This is a genomic window from Pseudomonas sp. GZD-209, assembly GCF_049310485.1.
In the GTDB taxonomy this organism is placed as follows: Bacteria; Pseudomonadota; Gammaproteobacteria; order Pseudomonadales; family Pseudomonadaceae; genus Aquipseudomonas; species Aquipseudomonas sichuanensis.
Genome location: NZ_JBMOWQ010000060.1, coordinates 12,094 through 27,388, shown reverse-complemented (window position 1 = coordinate 27,388; position 15,295 = coordinate 12,094). Strand labels below are relative to the sequence as shown.

Sequence of the window (15,295 nt, the reverse complement as noted above, 5' to 3'; positions counted from 1 at the left end):
AAACCCCCCCCCCTCCTGTGCCCGCTTTCTCGTGTTGGGGAAGGCGTCTCCCCCCAAAAAGAGGCCGGAGCAGCCTCCGCAAATCCCTATCTCCGGCACGGCTATTGCTTTACCGCTGGCAACATACCGTTTTTATGACGGTTAGCCACGCGAGAGAGCACGATGCCCCAGGCCGCCCACGTAACCCGAGCCCCCGATCAGCAGGGGCGGACCCCGGTCGAGCAGGACAGCCGCCAGGGTATCGAGCAAGCCTTTGCCCTGTTCAATCAGGTGTCCAGCCAGCTGAGCCAGTCCTACAGCATGCTTGAAGCCCGGGTCAGCGAACTCAAGGGCGAACTGGCCGTGGTCAGCGCCCAGCGCATCGACGAACTCAGTGAAAAGGAACGCCTGGCCAACCGTCTGCAGAACTTGCTGGACCTGTTGCCCGGCGGGGTGATCGTGATCGATGGCCAGGGCCTGGTGCGCGATGCCAACCCGGCTGCCTGCGAGCTGCTCGGCGAGCCGCTGATCGGCCAGCTGTGGCGCCAGGTGATCGCCCGGAGCTTTGCCCCGCGCAAGGACGACGGCCATGAAGTCTCGCTGCGCGACGGCCGCCGCCTGTCGATCGCTACCCGCTCGCTGGATGCCGAACCCGGCCAGTTGGTGCTGCTCAATGACCTGACTGAAACCCGTCGCCTGCAAGACCAGCTGGCTCGCCACGAACGCCTGTCGTCACTGGGGCGCATGGTCGCCTCGCTGGCCCATCAGATCCGTACGCCGCTGTCGGCAGCCATGCTTTACGCCAGCCACTTGGCCGATAGCGAGCAAGACCTCAGCGCGCAAACCCGCCAGCGCTTCGCGGGCAGCCTGAAGGAGCGGCTGCACGAGCTGGAGCACCAGGTGCGCGACATGCTGGTGTTTGCCCGTGGCGAGCTGCCGCTGGGTGACAGGGTCACGCCGAAAGCGCTGTTCCAGGCCCTGCAGCAGGCGGCCCAGGCCCATGTGCAAGGGCATGCGGTGCGCTGGCAGTGCGACAGTCACCTGGGTGAGTTGCTGTGCAACCGCGACACCCTGGTCGGCGCCTTGCTCAACCTGATCGAAAACGCCCTGCAGGCCAGCCGGGAGCCGGCGCGTCTGAAGGTGCATCTGTACCGTCGCGAGCAGTCGCTGCACTTGTGCGTCAGTGATGCAGGCTGCGGTATCGACGCCGAGTTGCTGACGCGCCTGGGCGAGCCGTTCCTGACCACCAAAGCCGCTGGCACCGGGCTTGGCCTGGCGGTGGTCAAGGCCGTGGTGCGTGCCCATCAGGGGCGTTTGCAACTGCGTTCGAAGGTGGGCCGTGGTACCTGCGTGCGGGTGGAGCTGCCGTTGATCGACGGGCAACTGGCGGAGGCCTTGTGATGGCAATCAAGGTGCTGCTGGTCGAGGATGATCGCGTCCTGCGACAGGCGCTGTGCGACACCCTGGAAATCGGCGGCTTCGCCTACCAGGCCGTGGGCAGTGGCGAAGAGGCGTTGGAGGCGGTGCTCAAAGAGGTGTTCAGCCTGGTTGTCAGCGATGTGAACATGCCGGGTATGGACGGGCACCAGTTGTTGGCCAGGCTGCGCCGCCAGCAACCACAGTTGCCCGTGTTGCTGATGACTGCGCATGCTGCCGTGGAGCGGGCCGTCGAGGCGATGCGCCAGGGCGCTTCCGATTACCTGGTCAAGCCGTTCGAGCCCAAGGCGTTGCTCAACCTGGTCGAGCGGCATGCTGCCGGGCGTGTGGTTGATGATGAAGGCCCGGTGGCATGCGAGCTGGCCAGCCGACAGTTGCTGGAGTTGGCGGCGCGGGTAGCGCGCAGCGACTCGACGGTGCTGATCTCGGGCGAGTCCGGCACTGGCAAGGAAGTGCTGGCGCGCTACATCCACCGGCAGTCGCCGCGGGCGCAGGCGCCGTTCGTGGCGATCAACTGCGCGGCAATCCCCGACAACATGCTCGAGGCCACGCTGTTCGGTCATGAAAAAGGTGCCTTCACCGGCGCCATCGCGGCCCAGGCCGGAAAGTTCGAGCAGGCCGAAGGCGGCACCTTGCTGCTGGATGAAGTTTCGGAAATGCCACTGGGCTTGCAGGCCAAGCTGTTACGCGTGTTGCAGGAGCGCGAGGTCGAGCGCGTTGGCGGGCGCAAGCCCATCGCCCTGGATATCCGCATTCTCGCCACGACCAACCGTGATCTGGCGGGGGAGGTGGCCGCGGGGCGTTTCCGCGAAGACCTCTACTATCGCCTGTCGGTCTTCCCCATGGCCTGGCAGGCCCTGCGCGAGCGCCCGGCCGATATCGTGCCGCTGGCCGAGCGTCTGCTGGCGCGCCATGCCCGCAAGATGTGCCATGCCCAGGTGCGCTTGTCCGCCCAGGCGCAGGCTTGCCTGCAGGCCTATGCCTGGCCGGGTAACGTGCGTGAGCTGGACAACGCGATTCAGCGCGCGCTGATTCTGCAGCAGGGCGGCGTGATCGAAGCGGCGGATTTTTGTCTGGCTGGTGCCATTCCGTTGTCACCTTCGAGCGAGGCCACTATTGCGCCATCATGCCTGGATTCAGGCGCCGAGGCGGGTGGGCTGGAGGGCGACATGCGCCGCCACGAATTCCAGATGATCATCGACACCTTGCGCGCCGAGCGCGGGCGTCGCAAGGAGGCCGCCGAGCGCCTGGGCATCAGCCCGCGTACGCTGCGCTACAAGCTGGCGCAGATGCGTGACGCCGGGTTCGATGTCGAGGCCAGCCTGTTCGGCTGAGGCGTAGTTTTGAATGGTTTCTGGGCTGGCTGGCACTGCTCTTGCTAGTTTCAGCCCATTCGCTGCATGAGTGTCAAAAAAATGCGGCCGCCGGAGAGAGAAGTCCATGACCCAAGGTGTTGAATTCAATCGTCTGATGCTGGACATGCGCGCCATGCAGGCCGATGCCATGTCCATGCCCAAAGCGGCTGCCGCCCCTGAGCTGGCGCCTGGGCAAAGCAGTTTTGCCGACATGCTCGGCCAGGCCATTGGCAAGGTGAGCGAGACCCAGCAGGCCTCCACTCAACTGTCCAACGCCTTCGAAATCGGCAAGAGCGGCGTCGACCTGACCGATGTGATGATCGCCTCGCAGAAGGCCTCCGTGTCGTTCCAGGCGCTGACCCAAGTGCGTAACAAGCTGGTGCAAGCGTACCAGGACATCATGCAGATGCCGGTTTAAGGCGAGAGTTGATTCATGGCCGAAGCAGTCGTCGATAACGCCCCCGCAAAAAGCGGTCCGCCAGCAGCCAAGCCGCCGCTGTTCGGCCTGTCGTTCCTGGAAAACATCTCGCAGATGCCCATGCTGCGTCAGATCGGCCTGCTGGTCGGCCTGGCCGCCAGCGTGGCCATCGGCTTCGCCGTGGTGCTCTGGTCGCAGCAGCCGGACTACCGGCCGCTGTACGGCAGCCTGGCGGGCATGGACACCAAGCAGGTCATGGACACCCTGGCCTCTGCCGATATCCCCTACACCGTGGAGCCGAATTCCGGCGCGCTGTTGGTCAAGGCCGACGATCTCTCCCGTGCGCGCCTGAAGCTTGCCGCCGCCGGCGTAGCGCCAAGCGACGGCAACGTCGGCTTCGAGCTGCTCGACAAGGATCAGGGCCTGGGTACCAGCCAGTTCATGGAGGCCACCCGCTACCGCCGTGGCCTTGAAGGCGAACTGGCGCGCACCGTGTCCAGCCTCAACAACGTCAAGGCTGCCCGCGTGCACCTGGCCATCCCGAAAAGCTCGGTGTTCGTGCGTGACGAGCGCAAGCCAAGCGCTTCGGTACTGGTCGAGCTGTATCCGGGGCGTGCCCTGGAGGCCGGCCAGGTAATGGCCATCGTCAACCTGGTGGCCACCAGTGTTCCGGAGCTGGACAAGTCCCAGGTGACCGTGGTCGACCAGAAGGGCAACCTGCTCTCCGACCAGTTGCAGGACACCGCGCTGACCATGGCCGGCAAGCAGTTCGACTACAGCCGCCGCATGGAAGGCATGCTCACCCAGCGCGTGCACAACATCCTGCTGCCGGTGCTGGGCAACGACCGCTACAAGGCCGAAGTGTCGGCCGACATCGACTTCAGCGCCGTCGAGTCCACTTCCGAGCAGTTCAATCCCGACCAGCCGGCGCTGCGCAGCGAGCAGTCGGTCAACGAGCAGCGCGCCAGCAGCCAGGGCCCGCAAGGCGTACCGGGTGCGCTGAGCAACCAGCCGCCGGCCGGCGCCAGCGCGCCTGAGAATGCCAAGGCCGCTGCAACCCCCGCCGGTGCCGTCCAGCCCGGGCAGCCGCTGGTGGACTCCAACGGCCAGCAGATCATGGACCCGGCCACCGGCCAGCCGATGCTGGCGCCGTACCCGTCCGACAAGCGCCAACAGTCGACCAAGAACTTCGAGCTGGACCGTTCCATCAGCCACACCCGTCAGCAGCAGGGTCGCCTGACCCGCCTGTCGGTGGCGGTGGTGGTGGACGACCAGGCCAAGATCGACGCCGCCAGCGGCGAGGCTACCCGCACGCCCTGGGGTGCTGAAGACCTGGCGCGCTTCACCCGTCTGGTGCAGGACGCGGTGGGCTTCGATGCCAGCCGTGGCGACAGCGTCACCGTGATCAACGTGCCGTTCGCCGCCGACCGTGGCGACGAACTGGTCGACATTCCGTTCTACTCGCAGCCCTGGTTCTGGGACATCGTCAAGCAGGTGCTGGGCGTGGTGTTCATCCTGATCCTGGTGTTCGGCGTGCTGCGTCCGGTGCTCAACAACATTACCGGTGGCGGCAAGCAAGCTGCCACAGACAGCGACATGGAGCTGGGCGGCATGATCGGTCTGGATGGCGAACTGGCCAACGACCGCGTCAGCCTGGGTGGCCCGACAAGCATTCTGTTGCCGAGCCCGAGCGAGGGTTACGAGGCACAGCTCAACGCAATCAAAGGCCTGGTGGCCGAAGACCCGGGCCGTGTGGCCCAGGTCGTGAAAGAGTGGATCAACGCCGATGAGTGACAACCGAGCCGTTACCGCCAAGCTGAGCCGCGTCGACAAGGCGGCCATCCTCCTGCTGTCGCTCGGCGAGACCGACGCCGCACAGGTCCTGCGCCACATGGGGCCAAAGGAAGTGCAGCGGGTCGGTGTGGCCATGGCGCAAATGGGCAATGTGCACCGCGAGCAGGTCGAGCAGGTGATGAGCGAGTTCGTCGAGATCGTCGGCGACCAGACCAGCCTGGGCGTGGGCTCCGACGGCTACATTCGCAAGATGCTCAACCAGGCACTGGGTGAGGACAAGGCCAACGGCCTGATCGACCGCATCCTGCTCGGTGGCAACACCAGCGGCCTGGACAGCCTCAAGTGGATGGAGCCGCGTGCCGTGGCCGACGTCATCCGCTTCGAGCACCCGCAGATCCAGGCCATCGTGGTCGCCTACCTCGACCCCGACCAGGCCGGCGAGGTGCTGAGCAACTTCGACCACAAGGTGCGCCTCGACATCGTCCTGCGCGTATCGTCGCTCAACACCGTACAGCCTGCGGCGCTCAAAGAGCTCAACCAGATTCTCGAGAAACAGTTCTCGGGCAACTCCAACGCTGCCCGCACCACCTTGGGCGGCATCAAGCGTGCTGCCGACATCATGAACTTCCTCGACAGTTCGGTGGAAGGTGCGCTGATGGATGCGATCCGCGAGATCGACAGCGACCTGTCGGAGCAGATCGAAGACCTGATGTTCGTCTTCAACAACCTGGCCGATGTCGACGACCGGGGTATCCAGGCGCTGTTGCGCGAGGTGTCCTCGGATGTGCTGGTGGTATCGCTCAAGGGCGCCGACGAGCGGGTCAAGGACAAGGTGTTCAAGAACATGTCCAAGCGCGCCTCGGAACTGCTGCGCGACGACCTGGAGGCCAAAGGGCCGGTGCGGGTCAGCGACGTGGAGACCGCGCAGAAGGAAATCCTCACCATCGCCCGACGCATGGCCGAGGCCGGCGAGATCGTGCTTGGCGGCAAGGGTGCCGAGGAAATGATCTAAGCCATCGACTGGCGCCGCCCCTGTGGGAGCGGGCTTGCTCCGCGAGGCTTCCGAGCTGGCGAAAGAGATTGCCAGGGCGGGCACAATCGCGGGTCAAGCCCGCTCCCACAGGGACCTGTTAAGGTTTTCGAGAAGCTCACAGCATGTCCACCACCGAACACCCCAGCGAACTGATCCGCGCCCGCGACCTCGAGGGCGTCGACGTCTGGGCGCTGCCCAGCTTCGACCCTGAGCCCGAACCCGAACCTGAACCCGAGCCGGAAGTCATCGAGGAAGAGGTCGAGGAAGTGCCGCTGGAGGAAGTCCAGCCGCTCACCCTCGAAGAGCTCGAGGCCATCCGCCAGGAGGCCTACAACGAAGGCTTCGCCACCGGCGAGCGCGAAGGCTTCCACAGCACCCAGCTCAAGGTTCGCCAGGAAGCCGAAGTGGCCCTGGCCGCCAAGCTGGCCAGCCTGGAGCAGGTCATGCTGCACCTGCTCGACCCGATCGCCGATCAGGACACCCAGATCGAAAAAGGCCTGGTGCAACTGGTCGCGAACATTACCCGCCAGGTCATCGGCCGTGAATTGCGCAGTGATTCCAGCCAGGTCACCCATGTCCTGCGTGAAGCCCTCAAGCTGTTGCCGATGGGCGCCGACAATATCCGTATCCACCTCAACCCCCAGGACTTCGAACTGGCCAAGGCCCTGCGCGAGCGCCACGAAGAAAACTGGAAGCTGCTGGAAGACGAGGCCCTGCTGCCTGGCGGTTGCCGCATCGAAACGGCGCACAGCCGCATCGATGCGACCATGGAAACGCGGATCGAGAAGGCCGTGGCGCAGTTGTTCGACCAGTCCCATGACCAGTTCCTGCACCCGGCGGCGCCGGACATCGCGGTCGAACTGGATGTGCCGGCGGGTGGCAACGATGCGCCTTGATCGCACCAGCTTCGGCAAGCGCCTGGCGGGTTACAACGATGCGGTGCGGTTGCCCGACCAGCCGGTGGTGGAAGGCCGCCTGCTGCGTATGGTCGGCCTGACGCTCGAGGCCGAAGGCTTGCGCGCCGCCGTCGGCAGCCGCTGCCTGGTGATCAACGACGACAGCTATCACCCGGTGCGGGTGGAGGCTGAAGTCATGGGTTTTTCCGGTAGCAAGGTGTTCCTGATGCCGGTCGGCAGCATCGTCGGCCTCGCCCCCGGCGCGCGCGTGGTGCCGCTGGACGACGGCGGCCGCCTGCCTATGGGCATGAGCATGCTCGGGCGGGTGCTCGACGGCGCCGGGCGGGCGCTGGACGGCAAAGGCGGCATGAAGGCCGAAGACTGGGTGCCGATGGACGGGCCGGTGATCAACCCGCTCAATCGCGACCCCATCAGCCGGCCGCTGGATGTCGGCATTCGCAGTATCAATGGCCTGCTCACCGTCGGTCGCGGCCAGCGTCTGGGGCTGTTCGCCGGTACCGGTGTGGGTAAGTCGGTACTGCTGGGGATGATGACCCGCTTCACCGAGGCCGAGATCATCGTGGTCGGGCTGATTGGTGAACGGGGCCGGGAGGTGAAGGAGTTCATCGAGCACATCCTCGGCGAAGAGGGGCTCAAGCGCTCGGTGGTGGTGGCCTCGCCAGCGGACGACGCGCCCTTGATGCGTCTGCGCGCGGCGATGTACTGCACGCGCATCGCCGAGTACTTCCGCGACAAGGGCAAGAACGTCCTGCTGCTGATGGACTCGCTGACCCGTTTTGCCCAGGCGCAGCGCGAGATCGCCCTGGCCATCGGCGAGCCGCCGGCCACCCGTGGTTATCCGCCTTCGGTGTTCGCCAAGCTGCCCAAGCTGGTGGAGCGTGCCGGTAATGGCGAGGCCGGCGGTGGTTCGATCACCGCGTTCTACACCGTGCTCTCCGAAGGTGACGACCAGCAGGACCCGATCGCCGACTCGGCGCGCGGTGTGCTCGACGGCCACTTCGTGCTGTCCCGGCGCCTGGCCGAGGAAGGTCACTATCCGGCCATCGACATCGAAGCTTCGATCAGCCGGGTCATGCCCCAGGTGGTCGACGCCGATCACCTGCGCCAGGCGCAGAAATTCAAGCAGCTGTGGTCGCGCCTGTCGCAGAGCCGTGACCTGATCAGCGTGGGGGCCTATGTCGCCGGTGGCGATCCGGAGACGGACCTGGCCATCGCGCTGCAGCCCAAACTGGTGGACTTCCTGCGCCAGGGCCTGCAGGAGAACGTCGGCATGGCGCAGAGCCGCGACCAGCTGGGCGCGATCTTCGTGCCGCCGGCAGGCTGATAGGCCATGGCTCAGCCTGGTCGAGCAGCGCGTCTGGCGCCCGTCGTGGATATGGCCGAGGAGGCCGAGCGCAAGGCTGCCCAGCGCCTGGGGCATTTCCAGCAGCAGGTGGTGCAGGCGCAGGCCAGGCTCGATGAGCTGGCGCAGTTTCGCGAGGGCTACCAGACGCAGTGGATAACCCGCGGCGGGCAGGGGGTGGACGGCAACTGGCTGCTCAATTACCAGCGCTTTCTCGGCCAGCTGGAGACCGCCATGACCCAGCAGCGCCAGAGCCTGAATTGGCACCAGAACAACCTCAACAACGCCCGCAACATCTGGCAGCAGGCCTATGCACGGGTCGAAGGGCTGCGCAAGCTGGTGCAGCGCTATATCGATGAGGCCCGTCGGGCGGAGGACAAGCGTGAACAGCGGCTGCTCGACGAGCTGTCCCAGCGCTTGCCGCGGCACGGGCCGCTTTAGCGCCGGGCCCTGCGCGACTCGATTATTGTGGTTTGCAGCATGCGGCTGTGGCTGCTAAACCTTCAGGAGCCGCATTCGCCATCATCGAAGGAATCGCTCGCATGGCAGTCGAAACCGATTTTTCACAGGAAGGGAAAAAGCTGACGATCAAGGTCAAGGGCCGCTTCGATTTCGGTAAGCATCAGGAATTCAGGGATGCTTACGAGCGTCAGCGCCTGCGACCGGAGACAGTGGTCGTCGACTTGAAGGATGCCACCTATCTGGACAGCTCGGCGTTGGGCATGCTGCTGTTGCTGCGTGACCACGTGGGCGGGGATGACTCGGACATCCGAGTGGTCCATGCCAGCCCGGATGTGCGCAAGATTCTGGCCATCTCCAACTTCGACAAGCTGTTCGATATCGGTTGAGCGCGGCCATGCCTGCCGAACAGGCGTTGACCGTGCTGGTCGCCGAGGACGGTGCCGCTGATCGCATGCTGCTGGCGCAGATCGTGCGGCGCCAGGGGCATGAGGTGTTTACCGCCGAAAACGGTGAGCAGGCCGTGGCGCTGTTTGCCGAACGCAGGCCGCAACTGGTATTGCTCGATGCCTTGATGCCGGTGATGGATGGCTTCGAGGCCGCGCGCCAGATCAAGGCGCTGGCCGGTGAGGCATTGGTGCCGATCATCTTCCTGACCTCGCTCAACGAAGAACAGGCGTTGGTGCGCTGCCTGGAAGCCGGTGGCGACGATTTCATGGCCAAGCCCTACAGTGCGGTGATTCTCGCCGCCAAGATACGCGCGATGGACCGCCTGCGTCGCTTGCAGGCCACGGTCCTGGCGCAGCGTGACGAAATAGCCCGGCATCACCATTACCTGCTCAACGAACAGCGTGTGGCCAAGGCTGTGTTCGACAAGGTCGCCCATTCCGGTTGCCTCAGCGCATCGAACATTCGTTACCTGCAGTCACCCTACGCGCTGTTCAATGGCGACCTGTTGCTGGCGGCGTTCACCCCGTCCGGGGACATGCATGTGCTGTTGGGCGACTTCACCGGCCATGGCCTGCCGGCGGCGGTCGGCGCCATGCCCCTGGCGGAGGTGTTCTACGGCATGACCGCCAAGGGCTACGGGCTGGTCGAGACGCTGCGGGAAATGAACGCCAAGCTCAAGCGCATCCTGCCGGTGGACATGTTCTGTTGTGCGCTGCTGCTCAACCTGAGCTTTCAGCGCGGTACCGTGGAAGTGTGGAATGGCGGCATGCCCGATGGCTATCAGCTGTCCGCCCAGGGCGAGGTGCTGGCGGTGCTGCCTTCGCAGCATCTGCCGCTGGGTATCCTTGCCCCGGAGAAATTCGACGACAGCACCCAGGTGATGCCCTTGGCCGTTGGCGAACGCTTGTTGTTGCTGTCCGATGGCGTGGTCGACAGTGGTGACGGGCAGGAGCGCTTGTTCGGCGTGCAGCGGCTGCTTGAGGTGTTGGCAGCCAATCGGCAGCCGGCACACTTGCTCGATGAGGTCATGGGCGCGCTGCAGGCCTTCGGCGGGCAGTCGCGGGATGACATCAGCCTGTGCGACATTCGCATGCTGGCGCCAGACCAGGTTGTGCCGCAGGCCATGGTCTATTCGGATAGCGGGCGCTCGAGCCCGCTGGAGTGGTCGTTGAACTTCGAGTTGCGCGGTGAAAGCCTGAGGCGCTTCAACCCGGTGCCTTACCTGGTGCAGCTATTGCTGGAAATCCACGGCCTGAGGCCGAGCAGCGGCAAGCTGCACAGCGTGCTCAGCGAGTTGTACTCCAACGCGCTGGAGCACGGTGTGCTGGGGCTCGACTCGCGGCTCAAGTGCGACTCGCAGGGCTTTGCCGAGTACTATCGCCAGCGCAGTCAACGCTTGGCCGAACAGTTGCAGGGTTTTGTCGGTATCAGCCTGCGGGTGGAACCGCGCAGTGAAGGTGGTCGTCTGATGATCGAAGTCCGCGACAGTGGCGCAGGCTTCGATGTGGCCAAAGTGCTAGCCCGCTCACCGCTCGAGCAGGGCTTGAGTGGCCGTGGTCTGAGCCTGGTGACCCGCCTGGGGCACCGCGCCCGGTGGCTGGAAGGCGGGCGATTGGCGCGGGTGGAGTTCGATTGGTGAGCCCGGGAGTCCCCGGGCTTGGATGCGACAAGGCTTGATCAGGGAGTGAGCAAGTGGTGGACATGCATATCGATCACAAGGTGCTGCGTGACCTGCGTGAGGTCATGGAGGGCGGCTACCTGCAGTTGCTGGAAACCTTCCTGGAAGACTCCGAGCGGCGCCTGAGCCAGTTGCACAAGGCCAGGGATGCCGCCGAGCTGGGCTTGGCGGCGCACAGCTTCAAGGGCAGCAGCAGCAACATGGGGGCTGTCGAGTTGGCGCGGCTTTGCCAGCAGCTGGAGGAGCGCGCACGGCAGGTTCCGTTGTATGGCATAGAAGACCTGATCAACCGTATCGACCAGGAGTATCAGGCCGTCGAGCTGTTCTATCGCAGTGAAAGCCAGCGCATTTCGACTGACTGAGGGTGTCCTGGCGCGAGTTTTGCGTGTCTTTGCCCATTCGATTTTTTTGAGTTTTGGCGCGGAGACCTTTTCTATGCCTGTCGCACCCAATCCATTGTTGCAAACTGGCCTTGCGAGCAGCGTCTCGCGCCCGGCCGCCAGTGTGGCGGACAAATCGCCGAAGGCGGCGGATGGCCGTGGTGCCGGCTTCGATCAGGTGATGTCCAGGCAGGGGCGCGACAGCGTGCCGGCCCGTGACGACAAGGCCAGCCAAGGCCCTGGGCAAGCAACCGCCAGCAATAAGCCGGAGGCGGCGGCCGGCGGCAAGAAGGAGGCTGCCGCCTCGAAAGACCTTGCCGATGACGGCAATAACTTGCCAGTGGCCCTGCCTGATGGCAGCGCGACAGCCGATATCACTGATACCGCTGATACGACGATCATCGATGCCAGCCTGGTCGCAGGCCAGGTCACCGATGCCCAGCCGGGAGCCCAATTGATCCAGGCCCAGGCCGAGGTGGTCGCGCCAGTGTTGCAGGCAGCCCAGCAACCAACGCTGCAGCCCGCGCCGCCCGTGGCAGAGGCAAAGGTATCGGCGCCGGTGGCCGAGTTCGACCCTGAAGCCGACCCGCTCGCCGACATGCCGACCTTGCGTCTGGCCCTTGAACAGAGCGCCAAGGCCCAGGGGACGACGTCGGCCCATGCCAGCACTGCACGCGCCGACACGAGTCAGCAACCTGCCGAGCCTGACCCGATTGCCGTCAATACCTTGGCGAATGTGGTCGGGAAGTTGGAGGCCGAGCCAGGGCATGCCGAGCAAGGCGACAAGGCATTCGCCGGGCTGCTTGATAGCGGCCTCAAGGACCTCAAGGGCGCCAGCAGCGACACGCGCGTGGATGACTTTGCCGATCGCCTGGCCAACCTCACCCAGGCCGCTACCCCCAAGACCGCCAATGCCGTGCCGGTAACCCCCAGCCCGCTGCAACAGCCGTTGGCGATGAACCAGGGCGCCTGGACCGAGGGCCTGGTGAACCGCGTCATGTACCTGTCCAGCCAGAACCTCAAGTCGGCGGATATCCAGCTTGAGCCCGCCGAACTTGGCCGCCTCGACATCCGGGTCAATGTGGCGGCGGACCAGCCTACGCAGATCCACTTCGTCAGTGGCCATGCCGGCGTGCGCGAGGCCCTCGACAGCCAGGTCCACCGCCTGCGTGAACTGTTCACCCAGCAGGGCCTGGCCCAGCCTGACGTGAGTGTCGCCGACCAGTCCCGTGGCCAGCAGCAACAGCAGGCCCAGCAGGACGCTTCGAACCTGTCCGGCGTGGCGGCCCGCCGTGCCGCTGCCGCGGGCGAGGGTGGTGAACTGGCTGATGCCGGCCAGCCGGTGGAGCAGCAGGTAGTGGTGGGCGACAGCGCGGTCGACTACTACGCCTGATGCTTTGCACGCCCCCTGTAGGAGCGGCCTTGTGTCGCGAACGGGCCGCAAAGCGGCCCCGGGATCTCAGTAGTGATGCATGAGTGCCGGAGGCCGCGCTGCGGCCCGTTCGCGACACAAGGCCGCTCCTACAGAGGGCGTGCGGCATGCTCCTGACAAATCTGGCATAACACTTGCTCAAGCCACGTCATCCTTCTTTGAAACCTCGATGGACGACGGATTATTGGCATGGCGAAGAGCGACGCAGTGAAAGACCCCGCCACTAAAGGCAAACTCAAGCTGATCCTGCTGCTGGTGCTGGCCCTGCTGCTGGCAGTCGGCTTGTCGGTGGGCGCCACCTGGTTCTTCATGAACAAGGGCGAATCCGCTCCGGCGCCGGACCCAGCCCTGGCCAACGTCAAGCCGGCGGCGATCTACGAGCCGCTGGCGCCGGCCTTCGTGGTCAACTTCAACCAGAACGGCCGCCAGCGCTACATGCAGGTGAGCATCACCATGCAGGGCCGCAGCCAGGCCGACCTGGACGCGCTCAAGGTGCACATGCCGGTGATCCGCAACAACCTGGTCATGATGTTCTCCGGGCAGGGTTTCGACACCCTTGCCAGCAGCCCGGTAGGGCAGGAGATGCTGCGCCAGAAAGCCACCGCGGTGGTTCAGGAAGTGGCGCAGAAAGAAGTCGGCAGGCCGGTCGTCGACCAGCTGTTGTTCACCAATTTCGTATTGCAGTAGGAGCACATAGATGGCCGTGCAGGACCTGCTGTCCCAGGATGAGATCGACGCCCTGCTGCATGGGGTGGACGATGGTCTGGTACAAACCGAAAGTGCCGGCGAGCCCGGCAGCATCAAGAGCTACGACCTGACCAGTCAGGACCGTATCGTCCGGGGGCGCATGCCGACCCTGGAAATGATCAACGAACGTTTCGCCCGCTATACCCGCATCAGCATGTTCAACCTGCTGCGTCGCTCCGCCGACGTGGCGGTGGGTGGCGTGCAGGTCATGAAGTTCGGCGAGTACGTGCATTCGCTGTACGTGCCCACCAGCCTCAACCTGGTCAAGATCAAGCCGTTGCGCGGTACCGCGCTGTTCATCCTCGACGCCAAGCTGGTGTTCAAGCTGGTGGACAACTTCTTCGGCGGCGACGGCCGCCACGCCAAGATCGAGGGCCGTGAGTTCACCCCCACCGAGCTGCGCGTGGTGCGCATGGTGCTGGACCAGTGCTTCATCGACCTCAAGGAAGCCTGGCAGGCGATCATGCCGGTCAACTTCGAGTACATCAACTCCGAGGTCAACCCGGCCATGGCCAACATCGTCGGCCCCAGCGAGGCGGTGGTGGTATCGACCTTCCACATCGAACTGGATGGCGGCGGCGGCGACCTGCACGTGACCATGCCGTACTCGATGATCGAGCCGGTGCGCGAGATGCTCGACGCCGGTTTCCAGTCCGACCTGGACGACCAGGACGAACGCTGGGTCAAGGCCCTGCGCGAGGACGTACTGGACGTGGCCGTGCCGGTGTCGGCCACCGTTGCCCGGCGCCAGCTCAAGCTGCGCGACATCCTGCACATGCAGCCTGGCGATGTGATTCCGGTGGAGCTGCCGGAGCATCTGGTGTTGCGCGCCAATGGCGTGCCAGCGTTCAAGGCGCGGTTGGGTTCGCACAAGGGCACCCTGTCGCTGCAGATCATCGACCCGATCGAGCGCCGCTGACGGCGGGCCGGTCGCTTTAAACGTATTGAAAGGTTGTCGAGGAAATCATGGCTAACGAAAACGAGATCAACTCCCCAGAGGAACAGGCGCTGGCCGATGAGTGGGCTGCAGCGCTCGAGGAAACCGGCGATGCCGGCCAGGCGGACATCGATGCACTGCTCGGTGGCGACACCGGTGCCAGCAACCGCCTGCCGATGGAAGAGTTCGCCAGCTCCCCCAAGCCTAACGAGCAAGTCAGCCTCGAAGGCCCGAATCTGGACGTGATCCTGGACATCCCGGTGAGCATCTCCATGGAAGTGGGCAGCACCGAGATCAACATCCGCAACCTGCTGCAGCTCAACCAGGGTTCGGTGATCGAGCTCGACCGCCTGGCGGGCGAGCCGCTGGACGTGCTGGTCAACGGCACCCTGATCGCCCACGGCGAGGTGGTGGTGGTCAACGAGAAGTTCGGCATCCGCCTGACCGACGTGATCAGCCCCAGCGAACGTATCAAGAAGCTGCGCTGAGTGAACGGCATGGTGCGGGCCGTTTCGGCCCTGGCGGCGCTGCTGGCCAGTGAAGCGGTGATCGCCGCCGGCGAAACGGCTGCGCCGCCCACTGCGGTACCGGGCGGCCTGGGGGCGCAATTGGCGCAGATGGTCTTCGGCCTGCTGCTGGTGGTGGGCCTGATCTTCTTCCTGGCCTGGCTGCTGCGGCGCATGCAAGGCAGCGCGCAGCGCGGTGCCCAGGTGATCGAGATCGTCGGCAGCCGCGCCATCGGCCCGCGCGACCGGTTGCTGCTGGTGCAGGTCGGCAAGGAGCAGATTCTCATCGGTCATACGCCGGGCAGCATCGAAGCCCTGCATGTCATGGCCGAGCCTGTCGAGGTGCCCACAGCGGCACGCCAGGCCACGCCGGAGTTCGCCCAGCGGCTGCTCGAGCTGATGGGCAAGGATCAGAAGGACAAGAAGTGATG

General features: G+C 64.9%; 16 protein-coding genes. All 16 read left to right on the top strand.

The features are described from left to right. The first annotated feature begins 162 nt into the window (after positions 1 to 162). On the top strand, positions 163 to 1,380 hold the full coding sequence (locus ACO6VM_RS09250; RefSeq protein ID WP_422403174.1) for a sensor histidine kinase: 1,218 nt from the start codon (positions 163 to 165) through the stop codon (positions 1,378 to 1,380). Beyond that, positions 1,380 to 2,750, top strand: coding sequence for a sigma-54-dependent transcriptional regulator (locus ACO6VM_RS09245; RefSeq protein ID WP_401056389.1), 1,371 nt, complete (start codon positions 1,380 to 1,382; stop codon positions 2,748 to 2,750). Before ACO6VM_RS09250 ends, ACO6VM_RS09245 begins: the two co-directional genes overlap by 1 nt. A 106-nt stretch (positions 2,751 to 2,856) precedes the next feature. Then, complete coding sequence (fliE, locus tag ACO6VM_RS09240) at positions 2,857 to 3,189, top strand: flagellar hook-basal body complex protein FliE (protein ID WP_110991860.1); 333 nt, start codon at positions 2,857 to 2,859, stop codon at positions 3,187 to 3,189. A gap of 15 nt (positions 3,190 to 3,204) precedes the next feature. Next, a complete protein-coding gene (fliF, locus tag ACO6VM_RS09235; protein WP_401056387.1) occupies positions 3,205 to 4,983 on the top strand; it encodes a flagellar basal-body MS-ring/collar protein FliF in 1,779 nt (592 codons plus the stop codon). Then, complete coding sequence (gene fliG / locus ACO6VM_RS09230) at positions 4,976 to 5,995, top strand: flagellar motor switch protein FliG (protein WP_110991858.1); 1,020 nt, start codon at positions 4,976 to 4,978, stop codon at positions 5,993 to 5,995. The genes fliF and fliG overlap by 8 nt, the downstream gene beginning before the upstream one ends. 143 nt (positions 5,996 to 6,138) lie before the next feature. Beyond that, a complete protein-coding gene (gene fliH / locus ACO6VM_RS09225; RefSeq protein ID WP_401056385.1) occupies positions 6,139 to 6,912 on the top strand; it encodes a flagellar assembly protein FliH in 774 nt (257 codons plus the stop codon). Next, positions 6,902 to 8,257, top strand: a complete 1,356-nt coding sequence (gene fliI / locus ACO6VM_RS09220; RefSeq protein ID WP_401056383.1) for a flagellar protein export ATPase FliI — start codon at positions 6,902 to 6,904, stop codon at positions 8,255 to 8,257. The genes fliH and fliI overlap by 11 nt, the downstream gene beginning before the upstream one ends. A gap of 6 nt (positions 8,258 to 8,263) precedes the next feature. Continuing rightward, positions 8,264 to 8,716 (top strand): flagellar export protein FliJ, encoded by a 453-nt coding sequence (fliJ, locus tag ACO6VM_RS09215; RefSeq protein ID WP_401056381.1) that lies wholly within the window; start codon positions 8,264 to 8,266, stop codon positions 8,714 to 8,716. A 101-nt stretch (positions 8,717 to 8,817) separates the two neighbouring features. Beyond that, a complete protein-coding gene (locus ACO6VM_RS09210; RefSeq protein ID WP_110991854.1) occupies positions 8,818 to 9,123 on the top strand; it encodes an STAS domain-containing protein in 306 nt (101 codons plus the stop codon). A gap of 8 nt (positions 9,124 to 9,131) precedes the next feature. After that, positions 9,132 to 10,823, top strand: a complete 1,692-nt coding sequence (locus ACO6VM_RS09205) for an ATP-binding SpoIIE family protein phosphatase (RefSeq protein WP_401056379.1) — start codon at positions 9,132 to 9,134, stop codon at positions 10,821 to 10,823. Positions 10,824 to 10,876: 53 nt separating this feature from the next. Further along, a complete protein-coding gene (locus ACO6VM_RS09200; RefSeq protein ID WP_422403173.1) occupies positions 10,877 to 11,224 on the top strand; it encodes an Hpt domain-containing protein in 348 nt (115 codons plus the stop codon). 73 nt (positions 11,225 to 11,297) lie between these two features. Next, on the top strand, positions 11,298 to 12,635 hold the full coding sequence (locus ACO6VM_RS09195; RefSeq protein WP_422403172.1) for a flagellar hook-length control protein FliK: 1,338 nt from the start codon (positions 11,298 to 11,300) through the stop codon (positions 12,633 to 12,635). 228 nt (positions 12,636 to 12,863) lie between these two features. Continuing rightward, positions 12,864 to 13,361, top strand: a complete 498-nt coding sequence (gene fliL / locus ACO6VM_RS09190; RefSeq protein ID WP_125464968.1) for a flagellar basal body-associated protein FliL — start codon at positions 12,864 to 12,866, stop codon at positions 13,359 to 13,361. Positions 13,362 to 13,371: 10 nt separating this feature from the next. Next, positions 13,372 to 14,340, top strand: coding sequence for a flagellar motor switch protein FliM (gene fliM, locus ACO6VM_RS09185; protein WP_110991849.1), 969 nt, complete (start codon positions 13,372 to 13,374; stop codon positions 14,338 to 14,340). A gap of 47 nt (positions 14,341 to 14,387) precedes the next feature. Next, positions 14,388 to 14,846, top strand: a complete 459-nt coding sequence (fliN, locus tag ACO6VM_RS09180; protein WP_401056374.1) for a flagellar motor switch protein FliN — start codon at positions 14,388 to 14,390, stop codon at positions 14,844 to 14,846. Further along, on the top strand, positions 14,847 to 15,293 hold the full coding sequence (gene fliO / locus ACO6VM_RS09175; protein WP_422403171.1) for a flagellar biosynthetic protein FliO: 447 nt from the start codon (positions 14,847 to 14,849) through the stop codon (positions 15,291 to 15,293). Positions 15,294 to 15,295 lie beyond the last annotated feature (2 nt).